This window comes from Pedobacter sp. MC2016-24 (assembly GCF_015223055.1).
Lineage (GTDB): Bacteria > Bacteroidota > Bacteroidia > Sphingobacteriales > Sphingobacteriaceae > Pedobacter.
In genome coordinates, this window is the sequence record NZ_JADFBX010000009.1 from 1 (window position 1) to 18,262 (window position 18,262).

Sequence of the window (18,262 nt, forward strand, 5' to 3'; positions counted from 1 at the left end):
TATAAAGACTTTTTTAATGCCATTGGTTCCGAAGGGTCATCCGCATATGTTGCTGAAACATTCTTTCCCTGTATTTTCTTTGGGCCGCTTTTTTTGAATTTCTGGAAAACGTCCATAGGCAGATCACCGTACCGATGATGGATCCGATGACATATAGGGGCAATGGATTTTGCATATTTATCCCGGTAAAATACAAAGCTGTAGAAAAGCTCAACGCAAGCGTAACATAAAAAACGGTTTTCATGTTATAAAATTACTAAGAACTTCAATGAATAGTGCATCAATTTATCCACTTATCCACATTTTGTGCCTGATGTTTATAACGTGAAAAATAAGGCGACAGCCGCAGCACCCATAATGCCAAAGGTTGACCACAATAAGATTTTAGATAACCAGCCACTTTTATATTTACCCATAATTTGATCGCTGGCGGCAATCCGTACAATCAGGAACAACAATGGAACTGCTGCTACACCATTCATTACTGCAGTGTAAACCAAAGCCTTGAGGGGATCAATGCCGACAAAGTTGATGGCCAGTCCAACTATGGTTGCTACGATAATGACACCATAAAAACCCTGTGCTTTTTTGAGTTTCATGTTCAGACTGGCATTCCAATCGAAGGCTTCCGCTACCGCATACGCTGCAGATCCGGACAATACAGGGACAGCCAGCAAACCGAGTCCGATGATTCCAATAGAAAAAATCAGTTTGGCCAGGTAACCGGCATGGGGAAAGGACTTAACCAGCGGTTCCAGAGCTTTAGCGGCATCAGCTGCATTTTTGATGTCTGTGACACCACTGTTGTGCAAAACAGTTGCCCCAACCAACAGGATGCACCAGGTAGTGAATTCTGAAATCACCATGCCCACATTATTGTCTTTGCGCATGGCGTGGATATGTGGCCATCCGATTCTCGGTTTACCATTTCTGAATAAACCTTTTTCCTGTTCTTCTTCCACTTCCTGTGAAGCCTGCCAGAAAAACATATAAGGGGTAATGGTGGTTCCAAATACACCGGTGATGATAAACAGAAAGTCGAAAGAAAACTCAAAGTGTGGAATTACCGTCGCCTTAAGTACAGTAGGCCAGGGTTGGTCAATAATAAAAGCTGTAATGGGGTAGGCCAGTAAGGCAAGTGCAAGCCATTTTAATATTTTTGAATAGGTCTTGTAATTGGTGAAAATTTCAAGTAACAAAATTCCTCCTGTAAAAATTAAGGTTAAAAGAACAAAAGGCACAGGGATCAGCAACTGGGCAGCTGAAGCCATCGCGCCAATATCTGCACCAATATTAATGGTATTCGCGACCACTACCAATCCGACCACGGCATACAGTACTTTTCGGTTATAATGTTCTTTGACCACGGCTGCTATTCCTTTACCGGTTACCAGACCTATTCTGGCACAGGCTTCCTGTACAGCAGTCATAAATGGCAGCATATATAGCGCTGTCCAGAGTTGTCCGTAGCCAAATTGGGCCCCGGTTTGAGAATAGGTAGCAATGCCGGATGGATCGTCATCTGCAGCGCCAGTGGTTAAACCAGGCCCTAAAAGGCTAAAGAATTTTTTGATCTTTCTTAAGCGGAACTTCCGCATATTTTTCGGGGCCATGGCTGAATGTTTTATAATAGTGGCGATAACAGGCGCGCGGCTTTTTCCAGCAATTGTTTGTACATCGGACGCGCATCCCAGGCAATCGGGTCAATTTTTCTGGCTTCTTTAATGTCTTCATAGAACACCTTAGTCAGTTGACAGGCAATCTCCGTGTCATATACAATGGCGTTGACTTCGAAATTGAGGTCGAAACTTCTAAAATCCATATTAGCCGTCCCAATCATGGCTATTTTTTGGTCTGTAACCATTGTCTTTGCATGTACAAAGCCTTTTTGATACTGATAAATCTCCACACCAGCTTTGAGTAAATCTTTGTAATACGACCGGGCAGCTGAATTCACCAAAATAGAATCAGAGACACCGGGAACCAATAGCTTCACAGATATACCACTTAAGGAAGCTATGGTCAATGCGTCAAGCAAACTTTCACCAGGGATGAAATATGGACTGGTAATGAGAATTTCTTTAGTGGCCAGGTTAATTGCCTGGAGTATGGAAAATAGAATTGTTGGCGACTCTGAGTCCGGTCCGCTGGCAGCAATTTGAACCACTTTATTGGCCTCACTATTTTTTTGTGCCCTTGGTTTTGGGAAAAAGTAAACATCGGGTTGTAAAACATCTTCCGAACAGAAATTCCAATCACATATGAACAGATATTGTAAGTATTGCGCGCCTGGTCCGTCAATTCTCAAATGGGTGTCGCGCCAGTACAATTGCTTGTCTTTAACACCGTTGATATACCTGTCCGAGATGTTGATGCCTCCTACAAAAGCCGTAAAACCATCGATCACGATGATCTTCCTGTGATTACGATAGTTGAGGCGGTTGGCAAACAGGATAAAGTGTACTTTTAAAAAGGGATAGGCCAGCACACCATTTTCTTTGAGTCGCGGTACCAGTTTTTTCCGGATGTCGCGACTTCCAAAATCATCATAAATGAAGCGTACAGTAACGCCAGCTTTCGCTTTTTCAATCAGTGCGTCGGCAATTGCATTTCCAATCTCATCATCTTCATAGATGTAATATTCAATGTGTATGTGGTGTTTTGCACTTTTAATTGCAGCAAGTAGTTCCGGAAACTTTTGTTCGCCATTAATTAATAGTTTTAGTGAATTTTTGGCTGTTAGCGGACTCATAGAATCATTCAGCACCATAAAAGCCAGCTCTTTATTACTCAGTACCGCTTCCCCGTTTTCTTGAAGGGTTTGCGCTGAATATTGGAGCAGGTCCTGTCTGAATTTATTAGCGATGTCATCGTTCTCATACAGCTTTTTGCTGTACATTTTGCGGTGCCGGTAATTGATGCCGAAGAAGAAGTAAAAAATCATACCTGCAATGGGTACAAAAATGGCAAACAGCAGGTAAGCCAGCGTCTTCGTTGTACTGCGGGTGTCATAAATGATGCGCAGGCAAACCAGGCCAAGGATAATCGCGTAAACGATTTCGGCGATCAGGATCCAGTTTATTGTATAGTCCATTTGTCGCAACTTGCTAAAAACTCAGGATCTGCATCTGCACCAATTCCCGGTGTATCCGGTACATCCAGAAAATAGCCATCATAGCTTAGTCCGCCAATCACCGGATCTACCAGGTGTCCCAGCAAACAAGTGTCCAGATCGAAGAATACTACATTCGGACTTGCGAGTGCAAAGTGTAGATTCGCACTTAAAGCAATGCGGCTTTCCAGCATACTGCCGATCATGCATTTTACACCATGCTGTATGGCAATTTCATGGATTTTCTGGGCTTCTAATATGCCGCCCGATTTGGAAAATTTGATGTTCAGGTATTCACAGGATTTACTGTTGATCAGTTTTCTGGCGTCATGGTGATTGTAACAACTTTCATCGGCCATCAGACTGATGGGGGAGTTCAGGCAGAGTTCTGGTAACTGATCATCGTACCAGGTACGCATGGGTTGTTCACAAAATTCAATGTTGAACTCCTCCAGCGCAGTGAGCGCAAGTAAGGCATCATCAAAACTCCAGCCCTGGTTGGCGTCCAGACGTAAAATCATTGCGTTACCAACCGCTGCTCTGATTTGCCCTACACGCTCAATGTCATCCTGTATCTTTTTACCCAGTTTGATCTTGATGATGCGGCAACCCTGGTTCTGATATTTTAGGGCAGCTGCGGCCATGTTTTCCGCTGTATCAATGCCGATGGTCATGTCGGTCTCTATACTTCTTTTATGTCCGCCTAAAAACTTGTACAAGGGCAGTCCGGCTTTTTTTGCAGCAATGTCAAATAATGCCATGTCAAAAGCACTTTTGATCGTGCTGTTGTGAGCTGCGTAGCCCAATAAATCGTTCATCCTTTCCGGGATGTCCAATGGATCTTTACCCATTAGTATTTTGGCAAAGTCCTGTGCCATGGCCAGACAGGTTTCCTGTGTTTCGCCCACAATCATAGGAAAAGCGGAACATTCACCAACACCGTGCAGGCCTTCGTCTGTATAGATACGGATCAATACATTTTGTGCGAAATGCATGGTGCCCGTAGCAATCACAAAGGGTTCCATGGGGATGCTGAATCGGTAAATTTCGGTATGCGTAATCTTCATGATCAATCGGCTTTATCGTAAAAGTACAGCTTAATCACTAAATATAAGATGGGGCAGTGCCGAATTGTTTTTTGAATGTGTACGAAAAATGAGAAAGATCTTCAAAGCCCAATGAAAGATAAATCTCTGAAGCCATTTTTTGCTGTTCTTTAATCAGGTAATACGCCTCCTGAAGACGTCTTTTTAACAGCCATTTGCTGGGTGTGGTATGAAAAATCTTTTCAAAATCCCGTTTAAAGGTCGATAAGCTTCTGCCGGTCAGGTACGCGAACTTATTTAGTGCAACATTAAAATGGTAGTTTCTTGCCATAAAGGCTTCCAGGTCTATTTTTCCCGGCTCGGAGAAATCAAAAAGGATGTTGCCAATTTTAGGATCTGATTTAAGGAGCAATAAAACGGCTTCCTTCTGCTTAAGTGCAATCAGTTCAGGATCATTTTTTTGCTGAAATATGGCTTCGAATCCTTTCAATGAACTCATATAAGCATGTAAAAGTGACGTTGAAGGCAATTGCAGAAAAGCAGGAGAAGACTCCTGTTTTTCTGAGGTATACCCAAACTCCATACTGAAATTGCGCAAGCTTTCCTGATCAAAAAAGATGGATATCGATCTGAACTCGCCACCTTCAGGTGGATATTTTGTGTATTTCATTAAGCTGTTCCTTCTGCAAAAGTACAGGTCGCCGCTTTTAAACTTGCTGATGCTTTTACCATCATTCAACTCCAGATCGCCAGAAACAATTAAACTGATGGCGTGTTCAGGTACAAATTGCTCACCTGCACTGCTCCTTGTAAAATAGCAGGAGTATTGTATGGGAACTTTTTTGTTGTCAAAGCTCATGGTATGTCGATTTTATTTTAAAGATAAGGAATCTAATTAAACCAGGATGGTTTTAGGCTCTAAGTAAGTCTCCAGTCCATATGAACCAAACTCCCGGCCTATGCCAGATTGCTTAAAGCCACCGAAAGGAGCGAGGGGATCATGGCTCAATTGATTGATCAGTACGCGGCCGGCAGCTATTTGTGCTGCAACTGTGCTGGCTCTTTCCAGATTGGAAGAACTGACATAAGCCTGCAAGCCATAATCTGTATCATTGGCAATTTCAATCGCTTCTTCCTCTGTTTTGTAGGTGATGATGGAAAGAACAGGGCCAAAAATTTCTTCCCTTGCAATCCGCATGTTGTTTTTTACCTGTATAAATACCGTCGGTTTTACAAAATTCCCGGCTTCCAGTCCTTCAGGTTTTCCAGGTCCGCCAATTAAAAGTTCTGCCCCTTCGGCCATTCCAAGTTTAATGTAATCCTGAACCCTGTTGTATTGTTTTATGCTAACCATTGGGCCAATATTGGTGTCCTCATTTTCAGGAGCACCCACTTTTACTGCAGCTACGGTGCTTTTTACCAGGTTTTTTACTTCTTCCAGGCGGTCTTCAGGTACCAGGAGGCGCGTACCTGCAATACATGCCTGTCCGCTGTTCATGTAGGCAGCAGCAATTGCAATTGGAATGGCTTGCTCAAAATCTGCGTCGTCAAGCAATATATTGGGTGATTTTCCGCCAAGTTCAAGCGTAACCCTTTTCATCGTGTCAACAGCTGCACGCGCAATGGTTTTTCCCACGAGGGTAGAACCTGTGAATGAAATTTTTGCAATGTCTTTATGTCGGGTAATCTCGGCGCCTACCACTTCGCCCAGGCCATTTACAATGTTAAATACACCCTTTGGCAATCCCGCCTCGTGCAGGCATTCGGTGATCAGTTGTGTTTGCATTGCACTCATTTCGCTGGGTTTGATGACTGCCGTACAGCCTGCAGAAATTGCTGTGGCCAGTTTGCTGCAGATGAAACCATTACTGGCATTCCATGGGGTGATCATCCCGACAACACCAAGGGGTTCCAGTCTTACTTTAGAGTGTCCTACAGTTCTCACAAAATCAAAATTTTTAAGCGTTTCAATCGCACTAGGAAATGCAGAAATCGCATGGTCGGTGCTCATCGTGGCAAATTGTAAAGGCGCGCCATATTCTTGCACCATCACGGCAATGAGCTCATCTCTTCTTTTGAGTACGGCATCGTGCATGGCCTGCAAATAAGCAATGCGTTCTGCTTTTGATGTGTTGGAAAAGTTTTTCAAGGCAGCTTTTGCACTGGCAATCGCATTTTGAGTGTCGGTCTCATCGCCTAAAGTAACGCTGCCAATCCGTTTGTTGCTGGATGGACTGATGAGGTCAAAAGTGGCAGTCCCATGCGGACTGACAAATTCGCCGTTGATGTAAATCTGATCTATTGCTTTCATCTGTTTAATGATTTGTTATCGTATTTGATGTTACAAATATCCATAAGATCTCCGTCCGCTACTTTGTTGAAACGTTCAATTTGTTTTGCTGAAAAGTTCAGCAATCGTCATCTTAAAGTTTTAAGGCGCTCAGATGATGGGATGTAAAACTTATCTTTTTACCTTTATCATTATGAATGCAGAACCAAATCGTCTGATTAAGGCCTCATCGCCTTATTTATTACAACATGCTTATAACCCGGTACAGTGGTTTGAATGGGGAGAAGAAGCTTTGCAAAAAGCAAAGGATGAAAACAAACTCATTCTGGTGAGTATCGGTTATTCAGCCTGTCACTGGTGTCATGTGATGGAACGCGAATGTTTTGAAGTGCATGAGGTGGCAGAGGTGATGAACAAACATTATGTATGTATTAAGGTGGACCGGGAAGAACGACCGGATATTGACCAGATTTATATGCTCGCCATACAATTGATGACTGGCAGTGGCGGCTGGCCACTGAACTGTATCTGTTTGCCAGACCAGCGTCCGATTTATGGGGGCACTTATTTTAAAAAGGAAGACTGGATCAATGTGTTGCTTAGTGTAGCCGATATGTGGACCAATGATCCGGATAAGGCCAGGCAATATGCAGATCGCCTGACCGATGGCATTCGTAATGCAGAAAAAATCATTCCGAATGTAAAGCCGGAACAATACACCAAAACACATTTAACTGAAATTATAGAGCCCTGGAAGCGTTATTTTGACATGGGCGAAGGCGGGTATAACCGGGCGCCCAAATTCCCGTTGCCCAATAACTGGCAGTTTATGTTGCGTTATAGCCACCTGATGGAAGACGATGCGACCCATGTGTCAGCCTTGCTTACCCTGGAAAAAATGGCTATGGGTGGTATATACGATCATGTGGGCGGTGGTTTTGCCCGCTATTCTGTAGATGGCGACTGGCATGTGCCGCATTTTGAAAAAATGTTGTACGACAACGGGCAACTGATCAGTCTTTATGCTGAGGCCCATCAGTATTCCAAATCGGCCCTTTTTAAGGAGATTGTGGATGAAACTGTGGTCTGGCTGGAAAGGGAGATGACCGCTCCTGAAGGGCTGTTCTACTCTGCACTGGATGCAGACAGTGAAGGTGTGGAAGGTAAATTCTATGTTTGGGATAAAGCGGAGTTTGACCAGGTTCTGGGAAAGGATGCAGCTTTGCTAACCGACTACTTTCATGTTTCTGAAGAAGGTAATTGGGAAGAGGAACAGACCAATATCCTGCTTAGAAAATTTTCTGAAGAAGATTATGCCGAAGTGAAAGGCATTTCAGTGGTAGAACTGCTTGAAAAAATCAGGCAGGCCAAGGCGAAATTACTTGCAGTGAGAAGTAAAAGAGTAAGACCCGGACTGGATGACAAGTGTTTAACTGCATGGAATGGCATTACGATTAAAGGCCTGGCTGAAAGTGCACAGATCATGGGCAATACCCATTACTATGATCTGGCCAAAAAAGCTGCGGACTTTATCCTGAACAGTTTAAAAATGAAAGATGGTGGGTTGTTCCGTAATTTTAAAAGTGGAAAAGCCAGTATACCCGGATTTTTAGACGATTATGCCTTTATGATCGAAGCACTCCTGGCCCTATACGAAACAGATTTTGATGAGCGCTGGTTGCGTGAAGCAAAAACCTTTGCAGATTATGTACTGGAAAATTTTGAGGACAAGGACAGTCCGATGTTGTTTTATACTGCTGCAAATGGAGAGCGGTTAATTGCCCGCAAACATGAACTGATGGACAATGTGATTCCGGCTTCCAATTCGGTGATGGCGCAGAATTTAAACAAGCTTGGGCTGCTGTTTGATGAAGATCGCTATGTGGATAAAGCCGCTGCCATGCTTGCTGCGGTACATCCCCAGATCAAAACCTATGGCTCGGCTTATTCCAATTGGGCCATTCAGCTGCTGAACGAAGTATTCGGAATCAATGAGATCGCGCTGACAGGTGCAGATGTTGATCCGGTAAGAAAAGTACTTAACCAACATTACATTCCGAATAAAATGACTTTGCATGGAACAAATTCTGCACTTCCTTTGTTAAAAGATAAGCAAAGCATTGAAACAAAAATCTATATTTGCCGAAATAAAGTGTGCCAGTTGCCCGTTACTACGGTTGAGGAAGCATTAAAATTGATAAACTAAATAACATTCTAATGAGTATTAAACCCAATACAGTGGTTTCATTAACGTACGAATTGCATACGACTAATGAAGAAGGACAACAAGTTTTTGTAGAGAAAGCCGATGAGCAAAATGCTTTGGTTTTCTTATATGGTACAGGAATGATGTTGCCGAAATTTGAAGAGCATTTGGCTGGTTTAAATGTTGGTGATGAGTATGGCTTTGAACTTTCTGCTGCAGACGGTTACGGAGAAATTGATCCAGGTGCTTTTGCTGATCTTCCGGTTGATATGTTTAAAGAAGCTGGATTGCCTGCTGTAGGTGATGTAATTCCTTTGCAAGACAACCAGGGTAACCATTTCAGAGCTGGCGTTACGGCTGTTCATGAAGATGTGGTTAATGTAGACTTAAATCACCCGATGGCTGGTAAAGATTTAATCTTTGCAGGTAAAATCATTGCTGTAAGAGAAGCTACTGAAGAAGAATTGGCTCATGGCCATGCACACGGTGCTGATGGTCATTCAGGTCACTAATATTCGGATCTAAATAAAAAAATCACGCCTCTTTTTCGACATGCGGATCTTATTTCCAGATCCGGGGAGAAAAAGAGGCGTGATTTTTTTATGAGACAATACTACTCCGGCCTAATTGCCCGATTGAAGTACACTGCACTTCTCACAAATGCCATATGCCGTGGTATTCACGGTAGAAGCAGTAAATCCGGCAGGCATTTTTATTTTAGGGATCATCACGTCTAAACAGTAAATCTTTAAGCAATTGGTGCAGTTGAAATGCACGTGTTCATCGTGATGGTGATCTACAGAACAAGATGGAGAGCAGATGGCGTAATTTGCGGTGCCATTCATATCCATGATTTTATGCAGAATGCCTTTTTCCTCGTAAGCATTCAGGATCCTATACAGCGTAACCCGGTCAATCTCTTTTCCAAGTTTCTTTTCCAGTTCAGGTTGCGAAATCGCTACCGAATCCATGGCAATCTCCTCTAAAACACGTACCCGTTGTTTGGTATGCTTTAAATCATGATCTTTTAAAATGTGAATTGGATCTATTTTCATGAGCGCTTGAGTTATATTGCTTTTGCGGCAAGCAGGGAAATTGGTGCATTGTCCATGGCATTGCCCGGATTTAGTTTTAATGTTCCTTTAATTTTCACGGTTTTATAAGTGAATTTAATGGGCTCCGTCAATTCTACCAGTACCATAATGGGTACGCCATTTTTTCCACAGTAAAAGCATTGGTTAATTGGAAGTGTAGAGAGCATAAATTTAGTTTGCTTCATCCCATCTTTTATGGGTACAATATAGCCTTCCAGTTCAAATGCCTTATTGGCATATTTTTTAATTTCGGGCGTAAAAACAGGCTGCATTTCTGTATCCTTCACAATTTTAAAATCTACGCCACCAACGATATCCCAATTTTCGGAATTGATCTGATCGTTTGGATTGTGCTGTGCCTTCGCGCCTATACCTGCAAACAGGAGGGCAATCAGTATGGTTTTCTTGATTAATTTCATGCAATCTTGATCTTGGATCTTCTTTAGTTTTTAGACAATATTTTTGAAATGTTGGAACGGTAAGCCTGCACAGCAGGAATTATAGCTGCAAATATACCAATCATAAGCCCCGCAACAAAAAGGTATAATTCTTTGTTCATAAAAACGAGTCCGCTGAGCTTAGCCTGTCCGCTCTCCTGGTAACTGCCAATGATTTGTAAAACCAGGTGTCCCAGTAAAACACCCAATAAGGTGCCTACTACTGTCAGCATAATCCCTTCTGCAATGACAATGACAAAAAGCTTGGTTTTTGAGGCGCCTAAAATGCGCATAATGGCCAGATCGTAACTGCGTTCTTTCAATGAGTTGTATAAATTGACGAATACGCTGATCGCAGCGATCAGCATAATCAATACTGCAAACCACTGTAAGGTGTCTACCCCAACACCAATTAAGGAGAACAGTCTGGTGCTTTCCTGAGCGGGCGCTGCAGCCTGCATATTGGTGGTTTCATTTACCATACGCGGAAACATGGCTACCGACATTGGTGAGCGGTATTGGATCAGCAAGGATGTGAGTTCTTTTGGCTGTTCAGTCTCTTCATGGTGATGATCGTGTTCTTCATGCATTTTCCATACACTGCCCACATTGGTGAGGATCAGGTTGTCGGTCACATTGCCTTGTGGTTCCAATATTCCATTTACGGTATACTGGTGACTTTTATGAACGTCCGTACTACCAGTCAAGCCATGTGCTCCATAAAAATGATCGCCTATTTTGAGTTTTTCGGCCTTAGCTACTGCCGAACCGATCGTGGTCTCGAAATCTTTTTGCCAGAATTTACCTGCTGCAACCTTCAAACCGTAAATCCTGACAAAATTACTATCTGTACCCACAATGCGGACGCCATTGTAATTGTCGCCCAAGGCTAAAGGTGCCGCACGTTTAACCAAAGGATTGTGCGCCAGTTCCATTGCTTCTTTTAACGGAATGTTTCCGGTAGGAAAATCGATGTAATAAATGCTGCTCAATATCAGTTGCAGCGGACTTCCTTTAGCACCAACCACCACATCAATATCTTTGGCGTTATTTTCCAGTTTATCACTGATCTGGGTAGAGGCCAAAAGCAGAATGGTTAAGATACCTGTTCCAAACGCAATCAGCATGATGTTCAAGGCAGCCGACAAGGGTTTTGACCATAAACTTTTCCAACTTATTTTTAATGGACTCATGACAATTGATAGGTGTTTTTAAAGGCGTCTTTAACTCTTTTATCGTGTGTGGCAATCACTAAGGTGGCCTGGTTAATGCCAGATTGTTTCAGCAACAGTTCCAATACGGCATGCGCATTCTTATCGTCCAGGCTGGAAGTCGGTTCATCGGCAATCAATAATTCTGGTTTGTTGATCACCGCTCTTGCAATAGAAACCCTTTGCAACTGTCCCTGGCTCAATTCATTGGGATAAGCATTTCGCTTTTCTGCAATACCAAGTGAGCTTAAAACTTCTTCAATTCTGGCCTCATTTACCGGAAGTTTTGCAAATTGTGGGGCAAGGGATAGGTTTTCTGCAATGCTTAAGCTTTTAATCAGGTGCGGGCGCTGGAAGATGATCCCGATATTTCTTCCCCTGAACTGATCCAGCGCTTTTGGCGATAAGCCATAAATTGAAGTGTCATTGATTTTAACTTCCCCTTGTGTAGGTTTTAAAATACCTGTTAAAATGTGTAGCAAAGTCGTCTTTCCACTTCCGGAATCTCCCAACAAAAGCCATTGTTCACCGTGACCAATGGTCCAGTCCTTAAACCCGATTGTTTTTCCTGTGGCATAACTGTGCGAAACCGATTTTAATGAAATCATATTGCGCTATTTGATGTGGCTTTTTAAATATTTGAGATATAGCTTCCTGCTATCCATTTGTTCGTGCTTGCAACCCGGATTGATCATGCTTACCACAATAAGCATGGCGGCAAATAGAAGTTTTTTATTCATAAGTCAATTTATATACAAACATAGCAAATGCAATCAAATTGCATATGTTATCCTTGTAAAGGATTTGCTACCGCAGTATTATTGTTTTTAAGATGGTTACAGGTCCTGCTGTACCTCCAGTTAAACAGATGGGCAGTTGCAATGCTGAAACCTCCCAGTGGGATTAAAACAGCCTCCAGATCTTCCAGCCAATAATGCCCGCAGGCGATCATGGCAAAACCAGCAAGAAGTACCAACAATGGGAGCGCTTTTTTATGCTTCGGATAGGAACTGGTTAAAGACCAGATGCCAATAATCAGCGATAAACAAATCATGCCCAGTTCTACCCAGCTGTGTGCCAGGAAATTTAAACCCCAAAGCGGGAGGGTAGTGATTACAAAAGGAAGGGCTGCACAGTGTATGGCACAGGCAATAGCGGCAGTCATCCCAAACTGGTCTAATTTGCCCGACTTAAATTTAGATCTCATCGTATTTAATTTTAAATGTATTTGTATTTCTTGCTGCAAATATAAATGCAATTAGGTTGCAAATGTAGAATATTATGAAATATATTTGCAACCTAATTGCATTTGTGATGAATAAGAAATTACCTGTAACCGTACTCAGTGGTTTTTTGGGGAGCGGTAAAACCACCTTATTAAACCATATCCTGCACAATAAGCAGGGGCTAAAAGTAGCTTTAATTGTGAACGACATGAGTGAGGTCAATATTGATGCACGGACTGTTCAAAATGGGCATCAGTTGTCAAGAACCGAGGAAAGGCTTGTCGAGATGAGCAATGGTTGTATTTGTTGTACGCTGAGGGAAGACCTGATTACGGAAGTCGAAAAACTGGCAAAAGAGGATCGCTTTGATTACCTTATTATTGAAAGTTCGGGCATCTCTGAGCCGATACCGGTCGCGCGGACCTTCAGCTATGTGGATGAACAGCTTGGTATCGACCTCCAGAAGTTCAGTAAGCTGGATACGATGGTTACCGTGGTGGACTGTTTTAATTTTAAAAAAGACTTCGGCACCAACGAACATTTGCGTGATCGAAACTGGGTGGATGATCACAGCGACCACAGAACTATTGTCAATTTACTCACTGATCAGATCGAATTCGCGAACGTCATTATCCTCAATAAAACAGACTTGATTGGTACTGAGGATTTAAAGCTGATTAGGGCAGTAATCCGGAAGCTTAATCCCGGGGCAAAACAGATTGAAAGTGTGTATAGTGCTGTTGATCTCCGTGAAGTTATCCATACCAATCGGTTTGATTTTGAAGCATCGGCACAGGGTGCCGGTTGGATCCAGGAGTTGAATACTGTTCATCAACCTGAAACGGAAGAATATGGCATCAGTAGTACGGTTTTTCGTGCTGCCCGGCCCTTTCACCCACACCGACTCTGGGAATATCTGAATGTAGATTTTCCGAGCAATGTACTGCGTACCAAAGGTCTGTTCTGGATTGCTGCCATGCCAGATCATGCACTTAATTTCTCGCAAGCCGGAGGTTCACTCAAAATTGAAAATGCCGGCAACTGGTGGGCAAGCATGACGGAAACGGAAAGACTGAATGATGTTGATTATGTAGAAAACAAGGATCAAATCAAAAGCCGATGGGATCCGAGTTTTGGCGACCGCCTAAATGAACTGGTACTGATTGGTCAGGATCTGGATCAGGAACAATTACATGCCGGGCTTACGAAGTGCTTGTTAAGCCCTAAAGAATTGATCTGTTACTGGCAGGGGGAGCATTTCGCTAACCCTTTTAGGCACTTAATCTAAAAACGAACAGCCCTTAATGCTTGACATTAAGGGCTGTTTAAATATATTGAAGCTAAGAACCGCTTATTTGGTCTGGTATAAAGACGCCCTCAATGCCGCTACATCATCACTCGTGATATATTCATCATAAGTCATCATCTTATCAATTGTACCGTTCGGTGTAATCTCAATAATCCTTGTTGCAACAGATTCCGTAAGTGCATGATCTCGTGAAGTAAATAAGGCTGTTCCTTTAAAGTCTTTCAAGCCATTGTTTAATGCGGTGATTGATTCCAGGTCCAGGTGATTGGTTGGCTCATCAAACATCAGCAAATTCGCGTGCTTGAGCATCATTTGAGAGAACATGCAACGCATTTTCTCACCTCCTGAAAGTACTTTCACATTTTTCAATACTTCTTCACCTGAAAACAACATCCGGCCAAGGAAACTACGTACAAACTGTTCGTCCTGATCGGTACCGGAATATTCACGCAGCCAGTCTACCAGATTCTCATCCTTGTTTTCAAAATATACGGAGTTATCGTTAGGGATGTCTGCTGTATTGATGGTTACTCCAAATTTAAACTCGCCAGTATAGTTTTTCTCACGGCCAGTTAATACGTTGTAAAAGGCCGTAGTCGCTAAACTGTTTTGCGATAGGATCGCTATTTTATCACCTTTATTCACCATGAAATTGATGTTTTTAAACATCACTTCACCATTTAAAGTACAAGAAAGGTTTTCAACCTGTAAAATCTGATCACCGGCCTCTCTACCCAAATTGTTGAATAAAATAGCCGGATATTTCCTGCTCGAAGCTTTAATTTCAGAAATGTCGATCTTATCCAAAGCTTTCTTACGCGAAGTTGCCTGTTTGGATTTCGAAGCATTGGCGCTAAAGCGCTGAATAAACTCCTGAAGTTCCTTAACTTTCTCTTCCAGTTTTTTATTCTGATCGCCGCGTTGTTTTAAAGCCAGCTGACTTGACTCGTACCAGAAGCTGTAGTTACCAGAGTAAATACTCATTTTGCTAAAGTCGATGTCCACAATGTGTGTACATACCGCATCTAAAAAGTGCCTGTCGTGTGATACCACCAACACGATACTCTGATAATCAGCCAGGAAATTCTCTAACCAGGCAATGGTATCAATGTCCAAATCGTTGGTTGGCTCATCCAGTAACAAAATATCAGGATTACCAAATAAAGCCTGGGCCAGCAATACCCTTACTTTTTGGTTACCATCAATTTCTTTCAGTTGTTTATAGTGATGCTCTTCTTTAATACCAAGGTTGCTCAACATGGTTGCTGCATTGCTTTCCATGTTCCAGCCGTCCATTTCAGCAAATCTGTTTTCCAGTTCTCCTGCACGTTCGCCATCTTTATCGGTAAAATCTTCCTTTAAATAAATGGCATCTTTCTCTTTCATGATTTCGTACAACTCCTTGTGACCCATCATGACCGTTTCAATTACCGTAAATTCATCAAACTCATAGTGGTTTTGCTTTAAAACCGCCATACGTTCTCCAGGTGTAAAAGCCACACTACCAGAAGTCTGGTTAACTTCGCCGGAAAGGATTTTAAGGAAAGTTGATTTTCCCGCGCCATTAGCTCCAATTACCCCATAGCAATTGCCATGTGTAAATTTTAGGTTGACATCTTCAAATAAAGTACGTTTTCCGTAGCGGAGTGATAAATTAGAAACTGAAATCATATTGCTTAAAAATAAGCCGCAAAGGTAGGTATAATTTAAAAGATGCCTATAAATGCTTCGCAGTTTTATTTAGTTTTGGATAATAAATTGAAAAAATGTGACTAAAGGTGAACTGATTACTGCTTTAGATACTTCGATGCAGGGGCAATCTGTGCTTAAACTTTCCAGCTTAATAGCGCAGTACCGGCCGGATGTAAAATTGGTTCTTGATACCTGTTTTCATTCCAAAAAGGAAGTGGCATTCCGGGCTTCCTGGATGCTGGAGTACTTGTATACCCATCATCCTGCTCTGTTTAAACCGCTGGTTCATGATTTTTTGAACAAGGTACCTTTGCAGGAGAACCTGTCCTGCAGGCGGCATTTTGCTAAAATTGTAGCCTTACTTACTGCACCCAAGTCCGACCCTGTCTTTGCTGAAGTTGTGCTGAATTTCGATTTTGACTTGCTCATCGATACTTTATTTACCTGGCTTATTGATCCGGAAACCCCAGTGGCCATCAAGGCGCATTGCGCTCAGGCGCTTGCTCACCTGGCGTTTAAACAGTATTGGATTAAAGATGAATTGCTGCAAACCATAGATTACCTCGTAGATCAGGAAAGTATCGGGTTTTTCGGAAGGGCAAGAGCTGTTCGGAAAATGCTCAAAAAGCTGTCCGCACCTGTACAAGCTTAAAAGTATTACACAACAGCTACATTTCTGCTGCGCAATAATTATATTTTTGTTTTGACCCGACAACTAACCGGGCCATTTATGGAAAACGAAATCAAGATTTTAAGCGATATCATCAGCCGCCGGAGAAGTATTTTTCCGGCAAGTTATACCGAAGAACCAATTCCGGTTGAAGTCATCACAGCCATTTTGGAAAGTGCCAGTTATGCACCCACACATAAACTGACAGAACCCTGGCGTTTCATCGTGTTCAGAGGCGAGGGGAGAATTAAACTGGGTAATGAACTGGCCCGGCTGTACCAACTCACTACACCTGCCCATCAGTTTTTGCAAAAGAAATACGACAGCATCATCGAGAAAGCGAGCCAGTCCAGCTGTATCATCACACTCAATGTCGAATTGCACCCTGATAAACTGCCAGAATGGGAAGAATTGGCATCGTTGGCCTGCGCCGTTCAAAATATGTCACTTACTGCTGAGGCCTTTAATGTAGGGGCCTACTGGAGTTCGCCCGGGATGATTGCAGATTTGAAAGATTATCTTAACTTAGGAGATTACGGTAAATGTTATGGCCTGTTTTATATGGGGTACCACAACGAAGTGCCGAGAGCAGCGAAGCGTACGCCGATGGCGGACAAAATTAAATGGGTAGAAGGATAATTTATGAATAAAGAAGGGCTATATCAGCTTTGTTTAACTTTTATTGAACAAAGAATTCAGACCGCAGAGACTGCATTGGCTCAGGCAAGAGAAGCCAGCAACGACGACACCAAGAGTAGTGCCGGTGATAAGTACGAAACCAGCAGGGAAATGATGCAGCAGGATATTGACCGCAATAAGCGCTTATTGATCGATGCACAGGAAAATTTTAAAGTGCTTGAAGCCATAGGTCATGCGCCACTGTCAGATACCATTAGTGGCGGAAGCCTGGTGCATACCAGTCAGGGGATATTTTATGTCAGCATCAGCGCGGGACAATTGCAATTTGAAGGGCAAACTGTTTTTGCCATTTCAGCAGCATCACCTATAGGTAAAATGCTGCTGGGCAAGAAAAAGGATGACCGCTTTAATTTTAACGGTAAAGATTATGTGATCAATTCGGTTGCGTAACAACCTTGTTGAAACTTTTTTGAATGCTATGGTATAGATTTCGGGCCGTATAGGTTCCGGGATCTATAATTCTACGGATGGTCAATAGAGGATATTGCTCATCCCTTTTTGTAGAAAGTATAAAGGCCGCTTTAAAACCATGTTCTTTCAGTTTATGTAAGGTTGAGGCTCTAAATACGCCATAGGGGTAAGCGAAGTAAGCTACCTTTTTGCCAGTTATTTTTTCCAGGGTCTGCGTCGGTTCATCGATTTGAATTTTCCAGTCCTCCTCCGTAAATTGAGCAAAGTTTTTATGGTTCCAGGTATGACTGGCAATTTCATGGCCATCATCAGCCAGCTCCTTGATTTGTGCTTTACTCATGTATCTCGGCCTGCCAATGGAAACCGTCATGATGAAGAATACCCCTTTAAAACCATGTTCTTTTAAAACTTTAGCACCTACAGTGTATTGATCCAGGTCGGTATCGTCAAAAGTGATCATGATGGGTTTCTCAGGCAGGGCGGTGCCATAATTCAGATAATTGTACAATTGATCCGGTAAAATACTGTGATAACCGCTATCTGCCAGCATTTTAATGTGCTGCTTGAAATTGGCAGGAGGGATGATGTCATCATGGGCCCGCTTGGAATCGCTTGCTTTCCAGTCCCTGATCTGGTGATAACACAATACGGGTACTTCTTTTCTGGCCAGTACCTCAGCAGCTGTAGCTGGTTTTTTTTCTATTGTATCCTTGTGGATTGCTGCCGGTTTGCTTTCCAGTTTTTTTCCGGCTGAGTCAGTCTGATGTTCTTCCTGACTGTTTACAGTACAGGCTGCTAAATAAAAAAGCAAACCTGTACCAATCATAAATATGCGTTTCATTAAAATCTATTCGTATAA

20 protein-coding genes are annotated in these 18,262 nt (G+C 42.6%); 6 read left to right on the plus strand and 14 right to left on the minus strand.

Annotation, left to right across the window (positions count from 1 at the left end; genetic code table 11):
- Positions 1 to 13: 13 nt before the first annotated feature.
- The 6 genes from IM797_RS18950 to IM797_RS18975 form a co-directional block, all read right to left on the minus strand.
- The gene (locus IM797_RS18950; protein ID WP_194128751.1) at positions 14 to 244 is read right to left on the minus strand and encodes a hypothetical protein; all 231 of its coding nucleotides are present in this window, start codon (positions 242 to 244) and stop codon (positions 14 to 16) included.
- Positions 245 to 317: 73 nt separating this feature from the next.
- Complete coding sequence (locus tag IM797_RS18955; protein WP_194128752.1) at positions 318 to 1,613, minus strand: NRAMP family divalent metal transporter; 1,296 nt, start codon at positions 1,611 to 1,613, stop codon at positions 318 to 320.
- An 11-nt stretch (positions 1,614 to 1,624) separates the two neighbouring features.
- Positions 1,625 to 3,094 (minus strand): cardiolipin synthase, encoded by a 1,470-nt coding sequence (gene cls, locus IM797_RS18960; protein WP_228098956.1) that lies wholly within the window; start codon positions 3,092 to 3,094, stop codon positions 1,625 to 1,627.
- A complete protein-coding gene (locus IM797_RS18965; RefSeq protein ID WP_194128753.1) occupies positions 3,079 to 4,179 on the minus strand; it encodes a mandelate racemase/muconate lactonizing enzyme family protein in 1,101 nt (366 codons plus the stop codon). The genes cls and IM797_RS18965 overlap by 16 nt, the downstream gene beginning before the upstream one ends.
- 37 nt (positions 4,180 to 4,216) lie before the next feature.
- Positions 4,217 to 5,017 carry an AraC family transcriptional regulator gene (locus tag IM797_RS18970; protein ID WP_194128754.1) on the minus strand — a complete coding sequence of 267 codons (801 nt, stop codon included), beginning with the start codon at positions 5,015 to 5,017 and terminating at the stop codon, positions 4,217 to 4,219.
- Positions 5,018 to 5,053: 36 nt separating this feature from the next.
- Positions 5,054 to 6,469 (minus strand): aldehyde dehydrogenase family protein, encoded by a 1,416-nt coding sequence (locus tag IM797_RS18975; protein WP_194128755.1) that lies wholly within the window; start codon positions 6,467 to 6,469, stop codon positions 5,054 to 5,056.
- A gap of 172 nt (positions 6,470 to 6,641) precedes the next feature.
- Here IM797_RS18975 and IM797_RS18980 point away from each other — a divergent pair, with 172 nt between their 5' ends.
- Positions 6,642 to 8,654 carry a thioredoxin domain-containing protein gene (locus IM797_RS18980; protein ID WP_194128756.1) on the plus strand — a complete coding sequence of 671 codons (2,013 nt, stop codon included), beginning with the start codon at positions 6,642 to 6,644 and terminating at the stop codon, positions 8,652 to 8,654.
- An 11-nt stretch (positions 8,655 to 8,665) separates the two neighbouring features.
- A complete protein-coding gene (locus IM797_RS18985) occupies positions 8,666 to 9,166 on the plus strand; it encodes a peptidylprolyl isomerase (RefSeq protein ID WP_194128757.1) in 501 nt (166 codons plus the stop codon).
- Positions 9,167 to 9,277: 111 nt separating this feature from the next.
- Here IM797_RS18985 and IM797_RS18990 read toward each other — a convergent pair whose 3' ends face one another.
- From IM797_RS18990 to IM797_RS19010, 6 genes are read right to left on the minus strand one after another with little or no spacing between them, the layout of a single operon-like run.
- A complete protein-coding gene (locus tag IM797_RS18990) occupies positions 9,278 to 9,709 on the minus strand; it encodes a Fur family transcriptional regulator (RefSeq protein WP_194128758.1) in 432 nt (143 codons plus the stop codon).
- Positions 9,710 to 9,720: 11 nt separating this feature from the next.
- Positions 9,721 to 10,167 (minus strand): hypothetical protein, encoded by a 447-nt coding sequence (locus IM797_RS18995; protein ID WP_194128759.1) that lies wholly within the window; start codon positions 10,165 to 10,167, stop codon positions 9,721 to 9,723.
- A 23-nt stretch (positions 10,168 to 10,190) separates the two neighbouring features.
- Positions 10,191 to 11,378: an FtsX-like permease family protein gene (locus IM797_RS19000; RefSeq protein ID WP_194128760.1), complete on the minus strand. Its 1,188-nt coding sequence runs from the start codon at positions 11,376 to 11,378 to the stop codon at positions 10,191 to 10,193.
- A complete protein-coding gene (locus IM797_RS19005; protein WP_194128761.1) occupies positions 11,375 to 12,004 on the minus strand; it encodes an ABC transporter ATP-binding protein in 630 nt (209 codons plus the stop codon). Before IM797_RS19005 ends, IM797_RS19000 begins: the two co-directional genes overlap by 4 nt.
- Before the next feature lie 6 nt (positions 12,005 to 12,010).
- Positions 12,011 to 12,136 carry a hypothetical protein gene (locus IM797_RS28545; RefSeq protein WP_255526927.1) on the minus strand — a complete coding sequence of 42 codons (126 nt, stop codon included), beginning with the start codon at positions 12,134 to 12,136 and terminating at the stop codon, positions 12,011 to 12,013.
- A 47-nt stretch (positions 12,137 to 12,183) separates the two neighbouring features.
- Entirely contained in the window at positions 12,184 to 12,603 is a 420-nt protein-coding gene (locus tag IM797_RS19010; RefSeq protein ID WP_194128762.1) for a MerC domain-containing protein, read from the minus strand.
- Between the two features lie 107 nt (positions 12,604 to 12,710).
- Between IM797_RS19010 and IM797_RS19015 the strand changes: the two genes are divergently transcribed.
- Positions 12,711 to 13,910, plus strand: a complete 1,200-nt coding sequence (locus IM797_RS19015) for a GTP-binding protein (protein ID WP_194128763.1) — start codon at positions 12,711 to 12,713, stop codon at positions 13,908 to 13,910.
- Between the two features lie 63 nt (positions 13,911 to 13,973).
- Here IM797_RS19015 and IM797_RS19020 read toward each other — a convergent pair whose 3' ends face one another.
- Positions 13,974 to 15,602, minus strand: coding sequence for an ABC-F family ATP-binding cassette domain-containing protein (locus IM797_RS19020; RefSeq protein ID WP_194128764.1), 1,629 nt, complete (start codon positions 15,600 to 15,602; stop codon positions 13,974 to 13,976).
- A 97-nt stretch (positions 15,603 to 15,699) separates the two neighbouring features.
- On the opposite strand from IM797_RS19020, the gene IM797_RS19025 reads away from it, so the two are divergent.
- The 3 genes from IM797_RS19025 (at position 15,700) to IM797_RS19035 (ending at position 17,382) form a co-directional block, all read left to right on the plus strand.
- Positions 15,700 to 16,275 carry a hypothetical protein gene (locus IM797_RS19025; RefSeq protein ID WP_194128765.1) on the plus strand — a complete coding sequence of 192 codons (576 nt, stop codon included), beginning with the start codon at positions 15,700 to 15,702 and terminating at the stop codon, positions 16,273 to 16,275.
- Between the two features lie 78 nt (positions 16,276 to 16,353).
- Positions 16,354 to 16,932 (plus strand): nitroreductase, encoded by a 579-nt coding sequence (locus IM797_RS19030; protein WP_194128766.1) that lies wholly within the window; start codon positions 16,354 to 16,356, stop codon positions 16,930 to 16,932.
- A 3-nt stretch (positions 16,933 to 16,935) separates the two neighbouring features.
- Positions 16,936 to 17,382: a 3-oxoacyl-ACP synthase gene (locus tag IM797_RS19035; protein ID WP_194128767.1), complete on the plus strand. Its 447-nt coding sequence runs from the start codon at positions 16,936 to 16,938 to the stop codon at positions 17,380 to 17,382.
- Here the strand turns inward: IM797_RS19035 and IM797_RS19040 are convergent.
- Positions 17,366 to 18,244, minus strand: coding sequence for a polysaccharide deacetylase family protein (locus IM797_RS19040; RefSeq protein ID WP_194128768.1), 879 nt, complete (start codon positions 18,242 to 18,244; stop codon positions 17,366 to 17,368). The genes IM797_RS19035 and IM797_RS19040 overlap by 17 nt on opposite strands.
- Positions 18,245 to 18,262: the final 18 nt, after the last annotated feature.